At 43.4% G+C, this 20729-nt stretch carries 22 protein-coding genes; 14 read left to right on the top strand and 8 right to left on the bottom strand.

Translation table 11 applies throughout. The annotated features are described in order from the left end of the window. Positions 1 to 15 precede the first annotated feature (15 nt). The 4 genes from AB1L08_RS12685 to ssuE all read left to right on the top strand — a co-directional run bounded on the left by AB1L08_RS12685 (position 16) and on the right by ssuE (position 3831). Entirely contained in the window at positions 16 to 1095 is a 1080-nt protein-coding gene (locus tag AB1L08_RS12685) for a methionine ABC transporter ATP-binding protein (protein ID WP_413065030.1), read from the top strand. Next, positions 1037 to 1690: a methionine ABC transporter permease gene (locus AB1L08_RS12680; RefSeq protein WP_413065029.1), complete on the top strand. Its 654-nt coding sequence runs from the start codon at positions 1037 to 1039 to the stop codon at positions 1688 to 1690. The genes AB1L08_RS12685 and AB1L08_RS12680 overlap by 59 nt, the downstream gene beginning before the upstream one ends. Before the next feature lie 233 nt (positions 1691 to 1923). Further along, complete coding sequence (locus tag AB1L08_RS12675; protein WP_413065028.1) at positions 1924 to 3267, top strand: LLM class flavin-dependent oxidoreductase; 1344 nt, start codon at positions 1924 to 1926, stop codon at positions 3265 to 3267. Positions 3268 to 3282: 15 nt separating this feature from the next. Beyond that, positions 3283 to 3831: an NADPH-dependent FMN reductase gene (gene ssuE, locus AB1L08_RS12670; RefSeq protein WP_413065027.1), complete on the top strand. Its 549-nt coding sequence runs from the start codon at positions 3283 to 3285 to the stop codon at positions 3829 to 3831. Between the two features lie 33 nt (positions 3832 to 3864). On the opposite strand, the gene AB1L08_RS12665 is transcribed toward ssuE, so the two are convergent. The 6 genes from AB1L08_RS12665 to AB1L08_RS12640 form a co-directional block, all read right to left on the bottom strand. Further along, positions 3865 to 4062, bottom strand: coding sequence for a YdiK family protein (locus AB1L08_RS12665; protein ID WP_413065026.1), 198 nt, complete (start codon positions 4060 to 4062; stop codon positions 3865 to 3867). After that, positions 4059 to 4802 carry a CPBP family intramembrane glutamic endopeptidase gene (locus AB1L08_RS12660; protein WP_413065025.1) on the bottom strand — a complete coding sequence of 248 codons (744 nt, stop codon included), beginning with the start codon at positions 4800 to 4802 and terminating at the stop codon, positions 4059 to 4061. The genes AB1L08_RS12665 and AB1L08_RS12660 overlap by 4 nt, the downstream gene beginning before the upstream one ends. An 81-nt stretch (positions 4803 to 4883) precedes the next feature. Beyond that, positions 4884 to 5789 carry an AEC family transporter gene (locus tag AB1L08_RS12655; protein ID WP_413065024.1) on the bottom strand — a complete coding sequence of 302 codons (906 nt, stop codon included), beginning with the start codon at positions 5787 to 5789 and terminating at the stop codon, positions 4884 to 4886. 150 nt (positions 5790 to 5939) lie between these two features. Further along, positions 5940 to 6662 (bottom strand): amino acid ABC transporter ATP-binding protein, encoded by a 723-nt coding sequence (locus AB1L08_RS12650; protein WP_413065023.1) that lies wholly within the window; start codon positions 6660 to 6662, stop codon positions 5940 to 5942. A gap of 4 nt (positions 6663 to 6666) precedes the next feature. Beyond that, positions 6667 to 7368 (bottom strand): amino acid ABC transporter permease, encoded by a 702-nt coding sequence (locus AB1L08_RS12645; protein WP_413065022.1) that lies wholly within the window; start codon positions 7366 to 7368, stop codon positions 6667 to 6669. 81 nt (positions 7369 to 7449) lie between these two features. Next, positions 7450 to 8259, bottom strand: coding sequence for a basic amino acid ABC transporter substrate-binding protein (locus tag AB1L08_RS12640; protein WP_413065021.1), 810 nt, complete (start codon positions 8257 to 8259; stop codon positions 7450 to 7452). Positions 8260 to 8607: 348 nt separating this feature from the next. Between AB1L08_RS12640 and groES the strand changes: the two genes are divergently transcribed. The 5 genes from groES to AB1L08_RS12615 all read left to right on the top strand — a co-directional run bounded on the left by groES (position 8608) and on the right by AB1L08_RS12615 (position 16051). Then, the gene (groES, locus tag AB1L08_RS12635; RefSeq protein WP_077112770.1) at positions 8608 to 8892 is read left to right on the top strand and encodes a co-chaperone GroES; all 285 of its coding nucleotides are present in this window, start codon (positions 8608 to 8610) and stop codon (positions 8890 to 8892) included. Between the two features lie 58 nt (positions 8893 to 8950). Further along, positions 8951 to 10582 carry a chaperonin GroEL gene (gene groL, locus AB1L08_RS12630; protein ID WP_413065020.1) on the top strand — a complete coding sequence of 544 codons (1632 nt, stop codon included), beginning with the start codon at positions 8951 to 8953 and terminating at the stop codon, positions 10580 to 10582. 537 nt (positions 10583 to 11119) lie between these two features. Beyond that, the gene (locus tag AB1L08_RS12625; RefSeq protein WP_413065019.1) at positions 11120 to 11938 is read left to right on the top strand and encodes an endonuclease/exonuclease/phosphatase family protein; all 819 of its coding nucleotides are present in this window, start codon (positions 11120 to 11122) and stop codon (positions 11936 to 11938) included. 179 nt (positions 11939 to 12117) lie between these two features. Continuing rightward, positions 12118 to 12678: a Uma2 family endonuclease gene (locus tag AB1L08_RS12620; RefSeq protein WP_413065018.1), complete on the top strand. Its 561-nt coding sequence runs from the start codon at positions 12118 to 12120 to the stop codon at positions 12676 to 12678. A gap of 700 nt (positions 12679 to 13378) precedes the next feature. Next, the gene (locus tag AB1L08_RS12615; RefSeq protein WP_413065017.1) at positions 13379 to 16051 is read left to right on the top strand and encodes a DEAD/DEAH box helicase family protein; all 2673 of its coding nucleotides are present in this window, start codon (positions 13379 to 13381) and stop codon (positions 16049 to 16051) included. A 228-nt stretch (positions 16052 to 16279) separates the two neighbouring features. On the opposite strand, the gene AB1L08_RS12610 is transcribed toward AB1L08_RS12615, so the two are convergent. Then, complete coding sequence (locus tag AB1L08_RS12610) at positions 16280 to 17614, bottom strand: sensor histidine kinase (protein ID WP_413065016.1); 1335 nt, start codon at positions 17612 to 17614, stop codon at positions 16280 to 16282. A gap of 1 nt (position 17615) precedes the next feature. Continuing rightward, on the bottom strand, positions 17616 to 18296 hold the full coding sequence (locus tag AB1L08_RS12605; protein ID WP_413065015.1) for a response regulator transcription factor: 681 nt from the start codon (positions 18294 to 18296) through the stop codon (positions 17616 to 17618). A gap of 294 nt (positions 18297 to 18590) precedes the next feature. Here AB1L08_RS12605 and AB1L08_RS12600 point away from each other — a divergent pair, with 294 nt between their 5' ends. From AB1L08_RS12600 to tnpA, 5 genes are all read left to right on the top strand, one after another. Then, positions 18591 to 18809 (top strand): hypothetical protein, encoded by a 219-nt coding sequence (locus AB1L08_RS12600; protein WP_413065014.1) that lies wholly within the window; start codon positions 18591 to 18593, stop codon positions 18807 to 18809. A 20-nt stretch (positions 18810 to 18829) separates the two neighbouring features. Beyond that, positions 18830 to 19033 (top strand): type 1 glutamine amidotransferase family protein, encoded by a 204-nt coding sequence (locus tag AB1L08_RS12595; protein ID WP_413065013.1) that lies wholly within the window; start codon positions 18830 to 18832, stop codon positions 19031 to 19033. 55 nt (positions 19034 to 19088) lie between these two features. Next, positions 19089 to 19523, top strand: a complete 435-nt coding sequence (locus AB1L08_RS12590) for a hypothetical protein (RefSeq protein WP_413065012.1) — start codon at positions 19089 to 19091, stop codon at positions 19521 to 19523. Positions 19524 to 19538: 15 nt separating this feature from the next. Next, positions 19539 to 20153, top strand: a complete 615-nt coding sequence (locus AB1L08_RS12585) for a DUF2306 domain-containing protein (protein WP_413065011.1) — start codon at positions 19539 to 19541, stop codon at positions 20151 to 20153. A gap of 104 nt (positions 20154 to 20257) precedes the next feature. Then, on the top strand, positions 20258 to 20674 hold the full coding sequence (tnpA, locus tag AB1L08_RS12580; protein ID WP_413065010.1) for an IS200/IS605 family transposase: 417 nt from the start codon (positions 20258 to 20260) through the stop codon (positions 20672 to 20674). The last annotated feature ends 55 nt before the right edge of the window (positions 20675 to 20729 follow it).

The raw sequence follows: 20729 nt of genomic DNA, 5'->3' as shown, positions 1-20729 counted from the left end.
AAGGAGGGGGTTTTTTTGATCGAATTTCGTCACGTTTCAAAGGTATTCGGCAGCGGGGAAAAGAAGGTCGAAGCGCTCAAAAATGTAAGCTTGACGGTTAGGGAAGGGGATATTTTTGGCGTCATCGGTTTTAGCGGAGCGGGAAAAAGCACTTTAATCCGAACGGTGAACTTATTGGAGCAGCCGACTTCCGGTGAGGTGATCGTAGATGGAAGGAACCTTGCCAAGCTGCCGGAACACCAGCTTCGGGAAGCGAAAAAAAGAATTGGCATGATCTTTCAGCACTTTAACCTGCTTCAATCCAAAACCGTCTTTGACAACGTAGCCATGCCGTTGGTGCTGAGTAAAAAAAAGAAGAAAGCGATCGAGGAACGCGTTGATGAAGTTCTTAGATTTGTCGGTTTGGAAGAGAAGGCCCGGAATTATCCCGACCAGCTTTCAGGAGGACAAAAGCAGAGGGTCGGCATCGCCCGTGCGCTTGTAACGAATCCATCGATCCTGCTCTGTGATGAGGCGACATCTGCCCTGGATCCGCAAACCACTCAATCCATTTTAAAGCTGTTAAAGCGGGTTAATGAAGCATTCAAGATTACGATATTAATCATCACGCATGAAATGGAAGTGATCAAGCAAATTTGCAATCGGGTGGCGGTCATGGAGGATGGCCGTGTGATTGAAAGCGGCACGATGTTTGAGCTGTTTTCCCGCCCGCAGACAGAAACGGCGAAAAATTTTGTCCGGTCGGTTGTCAGGGACGAAATCCCGGCCGGCTTCCATCCATTTCTGCAGGCAACGGAATATCACAGCCGATTTTTCAAACTGGCGTTTTTCGGGGCAGCCTCGGGCCAATCCGTCATATCCAGAACAGCGAAGGTTTTTGATGTGGACATTTATATACTGTATGGCAATATTACTGAACTGCAGGGAATTCCAATCGGACATTTAATGGTTGGGCTGACTGGCGATGATGATGAGATTGAACGGGCGCTGATATTTATCACCGGCCAAAATGTTGAGGTAAAGGAGGTTTTAGAGGATGGAAGTCAGCACAAAGTTGATTTTGAGCGCTTTGTGGGAAACGTTGTACATGGTTAGCGTATCACTTTTCTTCGGCGGAATCATCGGGATTTTCCTCGGCATTCTGCTTGTCGCAACAAGGAAAGGACATATTTTGGAAAACCGGATTATTTTTTCGATTGTCAATCCAATCGTCAATACATTCCGTTCGATCCCATTTATTATCCTGCTCGTAGCGATCATTCCATTTACAAGGCTTATTGTCGGAACATCGATTGGAACAACCGCGGCCATTGTACCGCTTGTCCTTCATATCGGACCGTATTTTTCAAGGCTTGTGGAAAATTCATTACTGGAAGTGGACGAAGGAATCATTGAAGCGGCAAAGGCGATGGGGGCCACTCCGTTTCAAATCATACACCGTTTTTTGCTGCCGGAGGCCTTCGCATCTTTTATTCTGAGTATCACAACGGCAACCATTGGATTAATTGGTGCAACCGCAATGGCCGGTGCTGTCGGCGGCGGCGGACTGGGCGATTTGGCGATCACCTATGGGTACCAGCGATTCAGCACGATTACCATATTGGCAACCGTTGTCATTCTTGTTTTACTTGTCCAGGGGATTCAGAGTGTGGGCAATGTATTGGAAAGAAAAATCAGGAGAGTCGAATAGGGGGACACCTCATGAAAAAATGGCTTTTGCCATTTCTGATAATAGGGGTATTCCTGGCGGGATGCTCCGGCAGCACAACGAAAGCAGGGGAAAAATCCAACATTCGGGAAAATCGTTGAACTTTATCAAACAGCCGAATTTATAGAAGAAACTTATATTTGCCGGCATTCATTTCACTGGAAGAATTAAGCACATATAAGGAAACTTACTCCAATCAATAGGGGGAGCTCACATTGGCGCAAAAAAGACAAATCAAGTTTGCGGCATATTTGGTCGGGTCTGGGATGCACGTGGCTTCATGGCGGCATCCATCCGCAAACCCAAGTGCAAGCATTGATGTAAAAGAACTGCAGAAGCTTGCCCAAATTGCCGAAAAGGGAAAATTTGACCTGGCATTTATTGCCGACAGCCTGGCAATCAATCACGAATCACATCCGCAGATTTTGAACCGTTTTGACCCAATCGTCTTAATCACGGCCTTGGCGGCGGCAACCGAAAAAATCGGCATCGGTGCAACAGCTTCTACTACCTACAGCGAGCCTTATGTACTGGCACGGCAATTTGCTTCTGTCGATCATATAAGCGGCGGCCGGGCCGGCTGGAATGTGGTGACGACAGCGGATGCCACTGGGGAAACGGCCTTGAATTTCAGCAGGGAAAAGCATTGGGAACATGATCTTCGGTATCGAAGGGCTGAAGAATTTATCGATGTTGTTCAAGGACTGTGGGATTCTTGGGAAGATGATGCGTTTATGTATGACAAGGAGGAAGGTCGGTTTTATAACCCGGAAAAGGTACATGAGCTGCATTTTCAAGGGGAGTATTTTCAGGTAAAAGGACCGCTGAACATTGCCCGTTCCAAGCAGGGCCAGCCGGTCATCATTCAGGCAGGCGCGTCTTTGCCGGGACAGCGGCTGGCCGCCCGTACGGCGGAAGTTGTTTTTACCCATTGGGATGATATCGGAGAAGCAAAGCAATTTTACCAAAAGCTGAAATCGCAGTTGAAAGATTTCGGCAGAAGCGAGCATGACCTTCACATTCTTCATGGCATCTCGCCGATTGTGGGGGAAACGGAAGAAATAGCGATCCAAAAGTACGAAGAGCTTCAACGGCTGGTTGACCCTTACGAGAGTCTGAGATTTGTTTCGGGGTACATGGGCAATGTGGACTTTTCCAAATATACGCTCGATACGCCTGCACGGGAAGTCCAATTTCCAAAGGTAAATAGTATTCAAAGCCAGTTCAATGAAATGGTGGAAATTATTCAGAGAGAGGATTTAAAAGTGGGTGATTTATATACAAGGTTTTTTGGCGCTGCAAAAGTTGATCGCTTTATCGGCACCCCCGAACAGGTGGCAGATGAAATCGAAAAATGGTTTACTGAAAAAGCTGCCGACGGCTTTATGCTCCAATTTCCCCTTTTGCCAAGAGACTTGGAGGAATTCGTTGCACATGTGGTGCCGATTTTACAGGAACGGGGGCTATTCCGCCTGGACTACGAAGGGAATACGCTTCGTGACCATCTCGGTTTCACAATCCCGGAAAATCGTTTTGTATCAAAAGCGCCAATCATTTAAAAGGAGGTATTCGGTATGAGTGATATTGTCATTATTTCAGGCAGCCCGTCTGATTTTTCCGGGACTGGCAAGGTACTGGATTATTTGGGCAGATTACTGGAGAGGGAACATTTTTCCATCAGGCATATTGCAGTCAAGGATGTCCCGCCCGAAGACTTGATCTACGGAAATTTTCACAGTGCGGTAATTAAAAAAATTTCCTGTGACATCCAGGGAGCAGCCGGCGTGATTGTTGGATCACCGGTATATAAAGCAGCTTATTCAGGAGCTTTAAAAACATTATTGGATCTTCTGCCCCAGGATGCGTTTAAAAATATCCCGGTATTGCCGCTCATGACAGGAGGGAGCCGGGGCCATTTATTGGCGATTGAATTTTCATTGAAACCGCTCATTGCTTCTTTAAAAGGAAAAAGTCTTCAAGGGCTTTATTTCCTGGACAGCCAAATTGACAAGCAGCAAAAAAACCCGATTATTGACGAAGAAAGCTTGTTGCGGACGAAAAAGCAGCTTCACGAATTTATTGAAGATATAAAGAAAAGTAACCGGCTTGCAGCCGCTTTATAAACGGAAAGAGACATCCCGGCAAGTGGTGTCTCTTTAATTTCTTTTATTATTTTTTAACCGAAAGTGAAGGAAGATGAGCCGAAACCCCGCACCAAAATCAAGTGTGGCCAGAATGATCAGCAAATAAACCATAAAACCAAAGCCGGTCATGTTGACCCGCATGACAGCAAAAAATGTAAATACGATTCCAAGGGCTAAATATAATATACCTGAAAATAATGGTGTCCTCATGAAAAGAACCCTCCTATCCACCATATGAGCTGCTCCCCGCCTTGAATATAGTGCTTCAATTTATCAGCGAGGAATAATTGCATAATGACAACGAACGTATTCATCGAAACATGGGCGATGATAGGAACGATGATTCTTTTCGTTTTCACATATAAAAAAGCAAAGACGAATCCCATGGCGGAATATAAAATAATGTGAACAGGCTCAGTATGCGCCAGTGCAAAAATAACAGAGCTCAGCAAAGCAGCGGCCCAGAAAGGGAAGCGGTTGTACAAGCTGCCGAAAATGACTTTGCGAAATACGATCTCTTCGAGAATGGGACCGATAATCGAACTGATGACTACGATTGTTGGAAATAACTTGATTAACTGTAAAATCCGCTGTGTATTCTCTGATCCGGGATTGATGCCAATAATCTGTTCCAGCATGCTTGCAAAAATCTGGGCAAAGAAGGCCATAAAAATCCCGCCGATTGCCCAAGCAAACGATTCTGCAACAGGGAGCGGCTCCGACTTTTCTATCTTGGTGTACTTCTCGTTTTTTCTGAGAAGAAAAAGGACAATGGCCAAACCCACACTAAAAGAGAACAAAATCCAGTAACCAACCGCATTCACTCTCATTTCCTGCGGATCAATATGAAGCACGTTCGTTCCGATTTGGAAGAAGAGCGGTGTTCCAATAAAAGTGGACAACTGCATAGCGATAAAAGTCAATACGATCCATACATACTTTTTATTCATGAAAATAATGAATCCCCTTCATATATATCAAACATAAGTACTATTTTACTCTTAAAGGAACATCCTTTCAAACTGCGCGGCTTAAGCCCCAATCAGGAACAGCACGAAAGGGATCGTCAGCAAGCTGATCAGCGTCGTTGCCAAAGTTGTAAAAGAAACAAGATCCGGTTCGGTATCGAACTGGATGGCAAACATCGTCGTATTGGCTGCTACCGGCATTGCCGATTGCAAAATCAAAACAGCCTTGATTAATTCATTAACCGGGAAAAAATGCAGAATGATGACTGCAATGATCGGAGAAACGACCATTCGAATGACAGTGCCGGCAGATGCAAACCGGTAGGCAACCCGTTTCCGTTCGATTGCGGCAAGCTGCATGCCCAGTACAAGCATGACGGTTGGAATGGAAGCATCTGCCACAAGGTCAACCGCATTTAAAAGGGTTCCCGGAATAGTAACCGAAAATACTTGCAGCACAAGTCCAATAACAGCCCCGTGGATCACCGGCATGCGAATCACTCTTTGCAGTGATTCTTGAAGACTGGCCTGCTCTTTTCCGCCAATCGAAGCAAAAAAGATTCCAATTGTATTCATCAGGAAAGACTGAAAAACCATCACAATAACCGCATAATCGAACCCCACCGCTCCCAGCGCAAACAGAACGACAGGCGCCCCGTAATTGCCGCTGTTCGGGAAGGCCCCGCCCAGTATCATCGCCGATAGTTGCGGACGCCCGGCCCCCATCATTTTGCTTGTCATCCAAACAATCAAAATCAAAGAAACGGTCAGCAACAGGCAAAACAAAAATATGTAAAGATAATCAATGGTTAATGCATGTGTATAAAAGGTCCGGAATGCCAGAAAAGGAGACATCAAATAGAGTGCTGCGGTCGAAATGGAGCGAATATCAAACCCTATCATTTTTTGTCCCATAAATCCTGTAAAAAATATTAAGAAAACCGGCAAAATGATCATCATTAAATCCATTTATCGTCATCCTTATCTATGTATCTCCTATTATCATATCAAAATCTCTGTCGGAACGGGGAATGTACTTGTTTGACATGTCGATCAGATGGAGGAATGTTTCCTCAAAAAAAAGCATCCAAACCTGCAATGATTTGGATGCCGTAAAAACTAGAGCACTTTACTCAAAAACGCTTTTGTCCGCTCGCTTTTCGGGTGGCTAAATACTTCATCGGGGGTGCCTTCTTCAACCAAAAGCCCCTGATCCATAAATAATACCCGGTCTCCCATTTCTCTTGCAAATCCCATCTCATGTGTCACGACCACCATCGTCATTCCTTCAACTGCCAGCTGTTTCATGACATCCAGCACTTCTTTGACCATCTCGGGATCGAGCGCGGATGTCGGTTCGTCAAACAGCATGACTTTCGGCTTCATTGCCAGAGCCCTTGCAATCGCCACGCGCTGCATCTGTCCTCCGGAAAGCTGCTCGGGATACGCATTGGCCTTATCGCCAAGCCCCACTTTTTGAAGCAGCTGATGCGCCAGTTCCTTTGCATCATGCTGGTTCATTCCCCGGATCTTGACCGGAGAGATTGTAATATTATCCAGCACGGTCATATGGGGAAAAAGATTAAATTGCTGGAACACCATTCCGACTTCTTTGCGAATCTCATTGATATCTGTTTTTGGGTCATTCACTTTGACACCGTCAATATAAACAGTCCCATCCGTAATCTCTTCCAATAGATTGATGCATCTTAAAAAGGTACTTTTCCCGGAACCGCTCGGGCCGATCACACATATGACTTCTTTTTCCTTTACTTCATAGTCGATTCCTCTCAATACTTCCAAATCTCCAAACGATTTACATAATCTTTCCACTTTTATCATCTGGTTACCCTCCTGCCGACGGTGAACGGCCAAATGAGAATACCCGTCTTTTTTGTGTTGGGATATAACTGTTGCTGAACCGCTTTTCTACGTATGCGATAATTTTTGTAAAAACATACGTGAGCAACAAGTATAAAATGGCAACCGTTATGTAAGGCTCCCAAAATCTGGCGTAAGCGCCCGCAACGACTTTGCCGGCGTATAATAAATCGTTCGCGGCAATGACCGTTACGAGTGAGGAATCTTTTAATAATGCGATCAATTCATTTCCAAGGGGCGGAACCATTCGCCGGAACGCCTGCGGCAAAATAATGTATCTCATCGCCGTTTTATGCGGCATTCCAAGCGACCTTGCCGCTTCCATCTGGCCCCGCTCAATCGACTGGATGCCAGCACGGATGATTTCCGCATTGTAAGCGGCGCAGTTCAGCATAAGAGCAATGGATCCCGAGACGAAATACCCCAAAGAATGGCCGAAAATCGTCGGGATGACTGCCAAGTGAATGAGTAAAATTTGCACAAGCAACGGGGTGCCGCGGAAAAAATCTACATAATATTTACAAGGATAGTAGATCCATTTTTTTTTGGACAGCTTTCCCATGGCAAATATTAACCCCAAAATGATTCCGCCGATATAACCAATCGCAGTGAGACTAAGGGTTACCCAAATCCCCCGGATAAACAATTCCTTATAATTCCAGATCATATCCAGCCGAACAATATCTAAAAAGTCGATAATAACCACCTCCTGATGTGAGTACGCGTCTGAAGATTAATAACCATCCGATTACTCGACATCAAAGCCGGTGATTTCTTTTAATTTGCCATTCTCTTTAATTTTTTCAATTCCTTCGTTCAGCAAATCAATTATTTCCTGGTTTCCTTTTTTAACCATTAGTCCATAATACTCTTTTTCAAAGCTGTCATCTTCAATCACTTTCAATTTTTTATCGGGATTATTTTTCAGGTATTCGTTGACAACCGAGTTATCCCCTACAGAAGTGTCGGCATTGCCATTCAGCATTTCCTCGATGGCAAGCGGCATTGTTTCTGCAGCGATAATATTTGAGTTTGTATTCCCCAAAAGTCCTTTTACAACCTCGTGTCCCGTTGTGTTAATCTGTACGGAAACCTTCTTGTCCTTTAAGTCTTTAAACTTGGTTATATCCGAATCTTCCGGAACCAGTATGACTTGTTTGGCAATGTAATAAGGTTCTGTAAAATCAAATTCCTTTTTTCGATCATCCGTAATCGTAATCGAAGAAACGGCAAAATCAACCTCGCCATTTTTTACTGCAGGGAAAAGCGGCTCCCAGCCAATATTTTTAAACTCTACTTCAACACCAACCTCTTCTGCAATCGCTTTCACAATATCGATGTCGATACCGACGATATTTCCGCTGCTATCCATGGACTCCATAGGTGCGTATGTAGCATCCGTTCCAACGATGAGTTTCTTTGTCTCTCCGCCTTCGCTTGCAGTTCCCTCTTCTTTCTTCCCCGCATTCTCCGAGCCGCCAGTGCCGCAGCCAAACAAGACGAGACTCAAGCAAACCAACAAAAAACCTAAAGGCCAAAGACGCCTGCCTTTTTTCATAAATGGTTTCCCCCTTCGCTGTTTTTGTATGTACATCTGAAGCCTGCCATTTTTTTGCCACTTCAGACGATTACTACAATTATAAGCGAATTGGACAGGCTAATCAATAAGACAAAGAAGGAAGGATAGATTGGACGAATCAAAAAAACACATCCAAAAGATGCTAATATCCAGCATGTATGTCCCTAACAACATGTCGAAAATAGTAAAAAACTTTTTCATTAAAAATTTTGAGGTTTCCGCTTGCAAAAGCAAACCAAATTATTTAATATTATATCTGGGTTAGCACTCACTGGATGCGAGTGCTAATAAAAATAAACTTACATATTATTAAGGAGGTTGTTTCACTTGTTAAAACCACTTGGGGATCGTGTGATTATCGAGCTTGTGGAGTCGGAAGAAAAAACAGCGAGCGGCATTGTACTTCCTGACACAGCCAAAGAAAAACCACAGGAAGGAAAAGTAGTTGCCGTAGGCACGGGACGTGTTCTTGACAGCGGTGAGCGCGTACCGCTTGAAGTTTCCGAAGGCGACAACATTATCTTCTCTAAATATGCTGGTACAGAAGTGAAATACCAAGGTACAGAATACTTGATTTTGCGTGAATCTGATATATTGGCTGTTATTGGCTAATGATAAGCGATTTTTCATACGAAAAAAACTTAACGATCGATAAGGAGGCATTTTATCAATGGCAAAAGAGATTAAGTTTAACGAAGAAGCGCGCCGTGCACTGCTACGCGGAGTAGATCAACTGGCTGACGCCGTTAAAGTGACTTTGGGGCCAAAAGGACGCAACGTCGTTCTTGAGAAAAAATTCGGTTCTCCATTAATTACAAATGACGGTGTAACGATTGCCAAAGAAATCGAGTTTGAAGATGCTTTTGAAAACATGGGAGCCAAGCTTGTATCTGAAGTGGCAAGCAAAACAAACGATGTAGCAGGGGACGGTACAACAACTGCTACAGTACTTGCACAAGCCATGATTCGCGAAGGCTTGAAAAACGTTACAGCCGGCGCAAATCCGGTCGGCGTCCGCAAAGGAATCGAAAAAGCGGTTGCCACTGCCGTGGAAGAGCTCCACAACATTTCCAAACAAATTGAGGACAAAGAGTCCATCGCTCAAGTTGCTGCCATTTCTTCCGGCGACGAAGAAGTTGGCCAATTGATCGCAGAAGCAATGGAGCGTGTTGGAAACGACGGCGTCATCACGGTTGAAGAGTCCAAAGGATTCACAACGGAGCTGGACGTAGTAGAAGGTATGCAATTCGACCGCGGATATGCATCTCCTTACATGGTGACCGACTCTGATAAAATGGAAGCCGTTCTTGAAGATCCGTATATCTTAATCACCGATAAAAAGATCTCGAACATTCAGGACGTTTTACCGCTCCTTGAACAAGTCGTACAACAAAGCAAGCCATTATTGATCATTGCCGAAGATGTTGAAGGTGAAGCATTGGCTACGCTTGTTGTGAACAAACTTCGCGGAACTTTCAACGCAGTGGCTGTCAAAGCTCCCGGATTCGGTGACCGCCGCAAAGCCATGCTTGAAGATATTGCCATCTTGACTGGCGGTGAAGTCATCACGGAAGATCTTGGACTTGACCTGAAAACGGCATCTATGCAATCTCTCGGACGCGCTTCGAAAGTGGTCGTTTCCAAAGAAAACACAACAATCGTGGAAGGTGCGGGTGAATCTGCAAACATCGCAGGCCGCGTAAACCAAATTCGTGCGCAATTGGAAGAAACAACTTCCGAGTTCGACAAGGAAAAACTTCAAGAGCGCTTGGCTAAATTGGCTGGCGGCGTAGCTGTCATCAAAGTCGGTGCCGCAACTGAAACAGAATTGAAAGAGCGCAAGCTTCGCATCGAAGACGCATTGAACGCTACTCGTGCTGCTGTTGAAGAAGGAATCGTTTCCGGTGGTGGAACAGCCCTTGTCAATGTGTACAACAAAGTCGCTGAAATCCAAGGTGAAGACGATGTCGCTACAGGTGTCAGAATCGTTCTGCGCGCACTCGAAGAGCCAGTACGTCAAATCGCTCAAAACGCCGGCCTCGAAGGATCCGTCATCGTTGACCGTCTGAAAAAAGAAGAAGTCGGTATCGGATTCAACGCTGCAAACGGCGAATGGGTAAACATGATCGACGCTGGTATCGTTGACCCAACAAAAGTAACTCGCTACGCACTCCAAAACGCTGCTTCCGTTGCGGCTATGCTTCTCACTACTGAAGCAGTTGTGGCCGACAAGCCGGAAGAAAACGCAGGTGGCCCCGGCGCCGGCATGCCTGACATGGGCGGAATGGGCGGCATGATGTAATTTCATGCCCCTAAACCTTGATTTATCAAGGGTTTCGCCATTTGGTTTCCTGTTATTCGACAAAAAACTAACAGAAAACTAACTTTTTCACTGAGAAAGTTTTAAAAAGACCTCCCATAAGTTCGCTGAACTTATGGGAGGTCTTTTCTTCGATATTTTTGGTTTTTATATAGATGTTTTCCTTAGTATGAACGGCATATCAACGCTCTCCCTTATAGGGCGCTATCCCAAAACAAAGGATAGCGCCCATTTTCATTTCAGGGCCATTTATTCGAATAAGACTTTCGAACAAAAGAGATAATAAATGACACATTATATTATGTGGGGGTTCTGATGATGGATAAAAGAAAGGTTTTATCATTTAGTACTTTAGTTATTCCCTGGTTAACTACCCATTCATGGAGAAATTGTTCGCTTTCCTTCAGTTACATCATTTAACGAGGAGGATTTAGATTGAAGAAAGTTCTGAAATCCCAATTGTTAATGGCAGCCGGTATACTCATTATCCTAAGTGGTTTGTTCCCGGGGACTTCAACAGTGTTTGCTGCAGAAAACAAAAAACAATGGACGTCGATTGATGTAAAAGCGATGACATTTAATCTAAGATTCAAAAATAACAATGATTCCTCGCCGCACACTTGGAATGAAAGGGTTCCTGCAATCAGAAGACTGATTAACATGGAGAAACCAGATATCATCGGGGCACAAGAAGTGTCACATACGCAACTGCAAGATTTAAAAAATAATTTGCCCAATTATAATTGGGTTGGCGGAAATCGCAGAGAATACTCTGCTATTTTTTATAAAGAGAAAGAATACAGCATACTGGAGTATGACCACTTTTGGTTATCCGATACACCCGGAGTAATTGGTTCAAAAACATGGGGCAATAAAATTCCAAGAATGGTTGCCTGGGTAAAGTTTCTTGATAAAAAAAGCAATAAACAGTTCTATTTCGTCAATACACATTTTGATCATCAATCTGCCAAGGCAAGAAAAAAAAGTGCAGAGTTGATTCTCAAATTAACAAAAAAATTTGATCCGGAGTTACCGGTTATTTTAACAGGTGATTTCAATGCTGAACCAGACAGTCTCCCCCATCAAATTTTAACAAGTGATGGAGGGTATGATGATTTATGGGAAACAGCTAAGACAAGAATTAATGAAGACTTAGGAACGTTTAACGGTTTTGACGACCCTACTGGTAAAGGACCTGACAAGCGCATTGACTGGATTCTCGGGAAAGGAAACCTTACAGCTAATGAAATTGAGATCGTTAACGATCAGAAGAATGGCCAATTTCCAAGTGATCATTTCCCGGTGCTTGCCGACATATCCTTAACTTACAACAAATAAGAGAACAAAAGGAGCCAAGACCATTGACATAAATGAATGGTGCTTGGCTTTTAAAATTGGCAAAGATTAGATCCACAACCGGGCGCCCGATTGTGGAGCAACGCTGTTAGGAAATGATCAAACCTTTTGAATAAATGGTATACTAACGTAAAGGATAGGTGATGTAGGAGGGGATTGGCATGCATTTATATCACAAGGGCACATTCTCATTGGAAGAGTATTGGAAAATCCGTGAAAATAATGATGCATTATTGGAGTATATCGATGGATTTATTTACATGTCCCCATCACCATCGACGAAACACCAGCGGGTGTCTGGAAAAATTCACCGTGGATTTGGGAACTTCTTTGAGGGCAGTCCGTGTGAAGCTTTTTCTGCTCCCTATGACATCGAATTGAAAAATGAAAACATAGAAGGATCGAAAATTGTCATGCCTGACATCAGCGTTATTTGTGATCCAAGTGGTTTTACTGATGCAAGATATATAGGTGTTCCAGATTTGATTGTGGAAATTCTTAGTCCCTTAAACCAGTCGCACGATCTGGTCACGAAACTTAATCTTTATATGAACTATGGAGTGAAAGAATATTGGATTGTCAATCCGATGCTTGACACGATCACTGTTTATGCCTTGAATGAGGATGAGATGTATGAGCAACATGACGTCAAAACGAGTACTGGCCTCATTACCTCCAAACTTTTCGCCGGTTTTCAATTGAATTTGACAGATATTTTTTAAATAAAAAAGCGCAGGGATTATGGTTAGAGGTGAAGTGAAGAATTTAAAAGTCGTGCGCTAATTGTGTCCACTTTTGTTTTAAAGGACCAGTTTATTGAAGTCCAAATTATAGCGCTGCATTTTCCAGGAAGGAGTTGATATACATCACCATTTTTGTTGAGGTTTTAAGAGTAATAGCAAGCGTGTTACTTATTTTTAGTTCAGCTTTCTATTTACGGCATTTGGATAAAACTAGAAGGCAAAGAAAACTTTCAGCCTCTGAACTCACCATGTACATAGTCATACAGATTGCATATGGTCTCTTTACAATCAGTTTATTGATTTCGGTATTTATTTTTTGATTATTGCAGGAACGAATACACGAATAAACCCTCTTTATTCCACAATCGGGGCTTTTCCCTCATAGGGATTAGCCCCTATAACCACATGGTTGAGATAAACCACCATCACAAGGCGTCGTGAATATCTTATCATAAAATTAATTCAGTGAGGCAAGAGAATCTATCGCGTGAAAGTCGCGTTGTCAAGGGTACCAGTTCATTATATCCACTTGGATCAACCGGAAGCAGTCATAGAGTGGTTGAAATGCTTGAGAAACTATAATAATACTAATATACGTTTGGGAATCTGTGTCCATGAACGGACTTTCCATATTTGCTAAAATGATAGGCAGCAGATTGCACTTAGGTTGGTGAAGAGAATGAAGCAATTTCCCGCAGGGATTACATTTTGTTATCCGTGGCGCAGTTATCAACGCAAGGTATTGGAACATCTGGAAACACATTTGGAAAACAATCATTTACATCTTGTTGCTCCGCCGGGGTCAGGAAAAACGGTACTTGGCCTGGAGGTCATGCTGCGGTTGAATAAACCGACGCTCATTGTGTCCCCGACACTTGCCATTCGAAATCAGTGGGTCGACCGCTTTACGGAGTTGTTCCTGCAAAAGCCGGACCAGCCTGAATGGATTTCGACGGATTTGAGGAATCCGGCTTTTGTGACGGTGACTACTTATCAAGGGCTGCATGCCTTATTGGACAGCAAGGAAAAAGAGGCGGGCAGCGATTCGGATCTGGATGATTTTGATCAGGAACAGAATGAGATTGAGATTGAGGCTTCTGTGAAAGAAGAGGCATTGGAAAAGTTGCTTCGGCAAAATTTTCAAACGCTGATCCTGGACGAAGCGCATCATCTGAGGACGAGCTGGTGGAAAACGACTATGAAGTTTCGTGATCAGTTGGATCATCCGGCAGTCGTTGCATTGACTGCCACGCCGCCATACGATGTAAATTCGGCAGAATGGGATAAATATATTGAATTGTGCGGGCCCATCGATGAGGAAATCGATATTGCAGCATTAGTCAGGGAAGGCGATCTGTGTCCTCACCAGGACTATGTTTGGATGTCTGTACCCACCCCGAAGGAAGCGGGGCCGATCCGTGCATATCGCGATGAAGTAACGCAGTTTATCCAAGAGCTGAAAGAAAATGACGAGTTGGTAAGGCTCCTGGAAAATCATCCATGGATGGAATCGGAAGAATATATCGAAGAGAAGTTGGCGAATTATGGGTATTTTATTTCCATTATTTTATTTTTAAAAGAGGTTGGCAGCGACCGTTGGCAATCGCCCTTTCAACAAATGGAAGAAAAACTGACAGACTTGCCGACGTTTACCGTAGAGTGGATGGAAGAATTGCTTGGCGGGCTCCTCTATCGCGATCCACATGTGGATGTGAAAAACGAGCCGGCAAAAAGCATCAGAAAAAGATTATCCGGAATCGGGGCGCTTGACCGGAGGAATGTCCGTTTGACAGCAACGAAAGCGATGCAGCGGACTTTATTGCAAAGTGCTTCAAAGCTGCAAAGCATAACGGACATCGTTTCGTTTGAAAAGCAAGCGCAAGGGGATGGACTCCGGCTCGTTGTGTTGGCTGACTATATCTATAAAGACGACTTGCCAAAAGCGGATCAAGATCTGAAAACCCTCAATCGGCTGGGTGTTATTCCGATTTTTGAAACTTTGAGAAGGCAATTGAAAAATCGCTGCCGGCTCGGTGTTTTAACCGGATCGATCGTGATCATTCCAACCCAAGCAGTCCCCCAATTGCATTCATTCGGCTTGGATTTTTCGGCACAGCCATTGCAGATCGATCCGGCATATAGTGAAGTAATTGTCGCCGGAGCGTCCAGGCAAGAGATTGTCAAAGTTATAACAGCCATCTTTTCGGAAGGGCATATCGATACGCTTGTGGGCACTACAGCCCTGCTGGGGGAAGGATGGGATGCGCCCAGCGTAAACACGCTCATTTTGGCCTCCTATGTCGGATCATTCATGTTGACCAATCAAATGAGGGGAAGGGCGATCCGATCGGACAAGGCTAATCCTCAAAAATGCGCCAACATTTGGCACCTGGTATGTGTTGATCCAATCACGTTTGATGGAGGATACGATTATTCCTCTTTGGTCAGGCGGTTTAAATCATTGAGCGGATTGGATGAGGACTTGCCGATTATCGTTTCGGGGATAGAGCGCCTCAGGTTTCCGTCGCCGCCATATTCAACCAAAAAAACAAAGGACGTCAATCATCTCATGATGAAGCGGGCAACGAAAAAGCCGGATTTATTTGAAAGGTGGCAGGAGGCAACCAATCTCGGTGAAAAGAAAAGAGAACAAGTGGATGCGGGAAGGGAATCTGTTCCGAGACCATTTTTATTCCGGCATACATTGAGAACGTTGCAGATTATCACGGCATCCATCATCATAGGCACATTGTACGAAGCCGCCGTGGCAAGCGCTAATAGAGGGTCTGACAACCTGTTGCCCGTGCTGGCTATTGCATTCGTTGCGGGAGTGATATTTTCTGCACCTTATTGGTGGAAGGCTGTCCGGATTTTGGCCGGCAATGCAACGATTGAATCAAGTTTACAAACCGCAGGTCAGATCATTTATGAAGTCCTGTATGAGATCGGCAGCATCGAAACACCGCCGGATCAAAATAAAGTAGTGGCGGAGGAATTGCCAAACGGCATGATCAGTTGTTCCCTTGAAAGAGGGACACCCTACGAACAAAAGCTATTTTTGCAATCCTTGCAGCAGTTTCTTGATCCCATAGAAAATCCCAGATATATTCTTCATCGGACGTCGGGGAACAAGAGGGTTGCCCGCCATGATTACCATGCCATCCCTGATGAAATTGGGCGCAAAAAGGAGTATGTGGAGCTTTTTGTAGAGAAGTGGGAAAAGAAAATCGGACGGGCATGCGCCATTTTTACAAGAAATGTGGAAGGCAGAAAGCTATTGTTAAAAGCGCGGGTCAAAGCGATGTCCGGGAAGTTTGTCAAGCGGTCGGAACGAAGGAGTGTCTGGAAATAACAGGGTGGATGTATTCCCAGAACTCCGGTATATCGTTTTCCGGCTTGTTCCCTCCGTTACGTCATATGCTAATCTAAAATTATGATCATTACGGAGGGTGGTTTTTTTAGAAAGTAATGACCAATGTTTACAATTGGAGAGTTTGGAAGAAAAGCAAGGATAACAGTCAGAACATTACGGTTTTATCAGGAATTAGAGTTATTTATACTTTCGCGGCATAAATTTCCGCTAAATGCCTTCAAGTAGCTGTGAAGTTTTTGCCAAAGGGATCCATCCTTTCAGCAGTGCACCTCCATCCGGATGATTTCCAGCTGTCAGATCGCCACCGTGTTGTCGAATGATTCGTTTGGAAATCGCCAACCCTAATCCGGCTCCTCCAGTCGATCGGCTTCTTGAAACTTCCCCGCGATATAGTGGTTCAAAAGCGCGGCGGAGTTCCTCTGCGGAAAACCCCTTCCCTGTATCCCGAACGGTAAAGATTGCTTGATCCACGTCCTTATAGCACTGAACAACAATTTCGCCACTCCCTGGTGTATGTCTTACCGCATTATCCAAAAGGTTGTTTATGGCGCGTTCCAATAGGTACGGGTCGCCGCTAATGATACAGTTATGTTCAAAAGCGCTCTCAACGATGTGAATATTTTTTTGTTGTGCTAACGGTCTTAGGGTATGAATCGACTGTTTTAGGACTTGTGATAGGTCAACCATTTTTTTGTTAAGCTTCTTCTCGAAGGTTTCCGCCTTGGTCAAAGTAAAAAGATCCTCCACCAGCCGATCCAACTGGGCTGATTTTTCTTTGCAAACCGCTACATACTTTGCCATTTTCTCAGGCGATTGGGCAATCCCTTGCTCCAATCCATCCAAATAGCCCCGGAGGGCGAATAAGGGTGTGCGTAAATCATGCGCAACAGCAGCAATCAAGAATCGGCGTTCATCTTCCAGTTCAACCTGTTTTTGAAACGATTCTTTGAGTTCCGCAACCATTACTTGAAAACCGTTGCGGACTTCAGCAATTTCCGTAATCCTGGACGAAGGCAATTTTACATTAAAATCTTCTTTTGAAAGTTTGCGGGCACCAAGACTTAATTGTTCAAGAGGGTTTATGATCAATCGTTTCATGGCAAGTCCGATGATCAAAAAAGCGATGATTAAGCCCGTGAAAGCCGCTATCATTGGAATCACTCTTGAATTTGACTGGTAAATGGCCACCCTGCCTATTACGTTTCCATCCTGAATGACCGAAAACTCCTCCGTTTCCTTAAATCCCTGTTTAGCACTTGTTTGATAAATCACCTTATTCGCTTCCGAAAAAATCGATACACCCATGTTCATTTTTTGCAAATGATGATTCAGTTGGTTTTGCCAAGCCGGGTCCGTCCAATTTTCCGAATTGGCTTCAATCAGTTGAATCGTCTCATCCAGGTTGTTTTGTTGGGAATCAGTCATTTCAAAACGGAATGTTTTGGTCTCAACAAAATGTGCAACTACCAGAAAGATCCATGGCATAAGAAATATAAAAAATAAACTAAGCATGGTAAATTTTCGAATGCGAATTGTCTTCATATTATTCTCCTATAAAGCGATAGCCAATTCCCCAAACATTAACGATCAATTGTGGATCATTCGGATCTTCTTCTATTTTCTCGCGAAGTCTGCTGACATGAACGCGGACCGTATGTTTATCGCCAACGCCCTCCCAAAATTTTTCGAGCAATTGCTCATACGTAAATACATGCTTGGGGTACTCGGCAAACAATCGCAGCAATTCATATTCTTTCGGTGTAAGAGCAATCAGTCTGTCATCTATCCAGACTTCTCTAGTAGATAAATCCAACGTAAGGCTTCCGTAATTTACGACTTTTCTTTTCACTTCCTGTTGAATATTAGAGCGGCGTAAAACAGCTTTCACACGGGCGACAACCTCGCCGGGGGAAGCCGTTTTGACAATATAATCATCGCCTCCAAGCACCAAACCGCGAACCTTGTCTACATCATCACTGCGTGCGCTCAAGAACAGAATGGGTACGTTGCTTTCCTCCCGAATCTGCCGGCATAAGTCGAATCCATTTTGACCAGGCATCATGATGTCAAGGATGATGCAATGAATGGTATTTTGGGCAAACACGGTTAGTGCTTGGGAGCTGTCAAACGCCGTTTTTACTTGAAAACCTTCATTTTCTAAAAAATCACTTAGTAATTCAACTATACTTTGGTCATCGTCCACGATTAAAACCGTCTGCTTCATGCATGTCACACCTTTTCGAAGACTTGCGCCCGGGAACATTGATTCCATTATGTTAAGTAAAGTTTATCATTTTTTCTACTAATCACAATGCAGGGAGACATGTTGTGATCGTTTCTTGATTGTTTTGTGACACTTTCTCAGCCTTCTTTGAGATATTTCATTGTTATGATCTTTCTGTGAGGAGATGATGTGCATATTTTAAATGGGAGGCTAAGGCCATGTTCAAATTGTTTTATTTGATGGATTTGATTTATTGGAGTTATTGCACCATATGAAGTATTTACAGAAGCAGCTTTGGTACATTCCGGTGAAGGACTTACCGTTGAGCTTGTTTCCGCAAAAGGCAAGCGAATGGTGACAAGCGGCGTAAATGAATTAAAACTGCAAGCAAGCGGCAAAGCGGATTTGTCTCGAAAAGGGATCGTTTTTGTCCTGGAGCATCAGGTACCGTTGATGATCATGGACCTGATTCTATACCGAAAAAATTATTACAAGCCACTGAAACAGGATTAAGTAAACTGCTAAAAGGGGCCATGGAAATGCCGGATAAACTCGTTTCCACAGTTTGCGGCGGCTCGCTCATTTTAGCAATGGATGGTTTATTGAAGGACCATCATGCTGTAACGCACCATTTAGGCATGGGACTTTTAAGTGCCACTGGCGCTATAGCAGCTAATGCCAGAATTGTGGATGAAGGCGATCTCGTTACGGGCGGTGGCGTTACCTTCGGGCCTTGATGCTGCCTGCGTCTAAAGTCACAGGGCAGAGAATTTGTTAAACGGGGTGTTATGTATGTATTCGTTACTCGTATTTTTACATGTTTTGGGTGCTTTATTTCTTGGCAGCTTTTTAGTGTTACCATTTGCAATTCATAACCTGTATAGCCGAACAGGTAAAGAATTAATGGCTTCGCTTCACACCATTTTAAGCTTTACTCGCGCAGGACATTACGCGTTAATAATTTTATTCCTGACAGGCGGGGGGCTGGTGATAGGATATTCAGCTTTCCCTTCAATCCCCTGGGTTGTGATTGCCGGGCTTTTTCTAATTGTTATAGGCGGTCTTATCGGAATGATTGGAAAAGAATTGAAACATATTTATTTTGAAGAAAAGCCGGCAGAAAGATTATTGGAACGAATGGCAAAGTTAAAAGGTTATAGCTGGCTGACAGGACTAACCATTGTTGCTGCTTTATTTGTTATGACAAATCGTCAACTTTTTTCTTAATAGGGGCAGGTTAGAATGAAAAAATTTATTTGGATAACAATTCCGTTTTTCGCGCTCATGTGGGTGTTACATACATTTTCAAAAAATTTTATGGTAGATCCAAGTTTAGAAACGTTTATTTCTCGGAAGGATCAAATACTGGCAGACGAATCCCTTTGGTTGCTCATGATTCGTATTCATATTTCTCTTGCCATTATTTCCTTAATGACAGGTCCTTTGGGAGCTATCAAAGCAATACGGGCCAAGTCTTCCAGTTTTCACCGTTGGAATGGTCGCATATATATCCTGTCGATTATATTTAATTTCATTCCCGGAGTTTATGTCTCGTTTTTTGCAACAGGGGGATGGTTAAGCACAGCTGGGTTTCTTATTTTAAATGCATTATGGCTTGGAACAACGATCCTTGGTTATTGGTATATTAAAAGAGGAAAGATCATGCTGCATAGTCAATGGATTACCAGAAGCTTCTTGCTTTCATTTGCCAATATGACGATTTATATCATTGTTTCTCTCTCACATAACGTAATAGGTTACTCCTACGGAACTTCCTACACGATAGCAGTTTGGCTATGCTGGATGATCAACCTAATAATAGCCGAATGGATCATTCGTAAGAAGGCATTCTTATAAGCAATCACCTTAAGAAAAGTTTAGGATTGTGCGGTCAGAATCCTCCACATTTCAATGGGGAGATGAATGACCGCCTTCTTTGCACTATTTGAATGACTATATGTATGAAAAACAAACCAAATCTTAAACACGCTAGAACTTGTGTATATAACGTGAACTATCACATTGTATGGTCTGTGAAATATCGCAGAAAAGTTTTAACATGTGAAATTGAAAAGTATCTAAAAGAACTTTTTCAAGAAATTGCAAAGGAAAAAGGCTTTGAAGTAATGATGATGGAGGTAGGTGAACAAGATCATATTCATGTATTTGCTTCTGCACATCCAAAGATAGCACCGTCTTATATTGTCAAAATGTTGAAAGGGATTTCGGGCAGGAAATTATTTTTACAATTCCCTGAAATCAAACAAAAATTATGGAAAGGACATTTATGGAATAGTAGCTTTTATCTTGAAACAGTAGGCTCCATTAGCGAAGATGTCATAAAAAAATATATTGAAAAACAATCAAAAAGGGGGTGAATAGCTATGATTCGAGCTTCTTATTTTGTGTATAAACCAAATGATGAAATAAATA

It is taken from the genome of Siminovitchia jepli, assembly GCF_047228825.1.
In the GTDB taxonomy this organism is placed as follows: domain Bacteria; phylum Bacillota; class Bacilli; order Bacillales; family Bacillaceae_C; genus Siminovitchia.
The sequence above is the reverse complement of the archived record's forward strand: the minus strand, read 5'-3'. Positions and strand labels throughout refer to the sequence as shown.

Excerpts from the sequence above, each read along its gene's own strand:
- AB1L08_RS12680 (WP_413065029.1), top strand. The coding sequence starts at position 1,037 with ATGGAAGTCAGCACAAAGTTGATTTTGAGCGCTTTGTGGGAAACGTTG.
- ssuE (WP_413065027.1), top strand. The coding sequence starts at position 3,283 with ATGAGTGATATTGTCATTATTTCAGGCAGCCCGTCTGATTTTTCCGGG.
- AB1L08_RS12665 (WP_413065026.1), bottom strand. The coding sequence starts at position 4,062 with ATGAGGACACCATTATTTTCAGGTATATTATATTTAGCCCTTGGAATC.
- AB1L08_RS12660 (WP_413065025.1), bottom strand. The coding sequence starts at position 4,802 with ATGAATAAAAAGTATGTATGGATCGTATTGACTTTTATCGCTATGCAG.
- AB1L08_RS12655 (WP_413065024.1), bottom strand. The coding sequence starts at position 5,789 with ATGGATTTAATGATGATCATTTTGCCGGTTTTCTTAATATTTTTTACA.
- AB1L08_RS12650 (WP_413065023.1), bottom strand. The coding sequence starts at position 6,662 with ATGATAAAAGTGGAAAGATTATGTAAATCGTTTGGAGATTTGGAAGTA.
- AB1L08_RS12645 (WP_413065022.1), bottom strand. The coding sequence starts at position 7,368 with ATGATCTGGAATTATAAGGAATTGTTTATCCGGGGGATTTGGGTAACC.
- AB1L08_RS12640 (WP_413065021.1), bottom strand. The coding sequence starts at position 8,259 with ATGAAAAAAGGCAGGCGTCTTTGGCCTTTAGGTTTTTTGTTGGTTTGC.
- groL (WP_413065020.1), top strand. The coding sequence starts at position 8,951 with ATGGCAAAAGAGATTAAGTTTAACGAAGAAGCGCGCCGTGCACTGCTA.
- AB1L08_RS12620 (WP_413065018.1), top strand. The coding sequence starts at position 12,118 with ATGCATTTATATCACAAGGGCACATTCTCATTGGAAGAGTATTGGAAA.
- AB1L08_RS12615 (WP_413065017.1), top strand. The coding sequence starts at position 13,379 with ATGAAGCAATTTCCCGCAGGGATTACATTTTGTTATCCGTGGCGCAGT.
- AB1L08_RS12610 (WP_413065016.1), bottom strand. The coding sequence starts at position 17,614 with ATGAAGACAATTCGCATTCGAAAATTTACCATGCTTAGTTTATTTTTT.
- AB1L08_RS12605 (WP_413065015.1), bottom strand. The coding sequence starts at position 18,296 with ATGAAGCAGACGGTTTTAATCGTGGACGATGACCAAAGTATAGTTGAA.
- AB1L08_RS12595 (WP_413065013.1), top strand. The coding sequence starts at position 18,830 with ATGGAAATGCCGGATAAACTCGTTTCCACAGTTTGCGGCGGCTCGCTC.
- AB1L08_RS12590 (WP_413065012.1), top strand. The coding sequence starts at position 19,089 with ATGTATTCGTTACTCGTATTTTTACATGTTTTGGGTGCTTTATTTCTT.
- AB1L08_RS12585 (WP_413065011.1), top strand. The coding sequence starts at position 19,539 with ATGAAAAAATTTATTTGGATAACAATTCCGTTTTTCGCGCTCATGTGG.
- tnpA (WP_413065010.1), top strand. The coding sequence starts at position 20,258 with ATGAAAAACAAACCAAATCTTAAACACGCTAGAACTTGTGTATATAAC.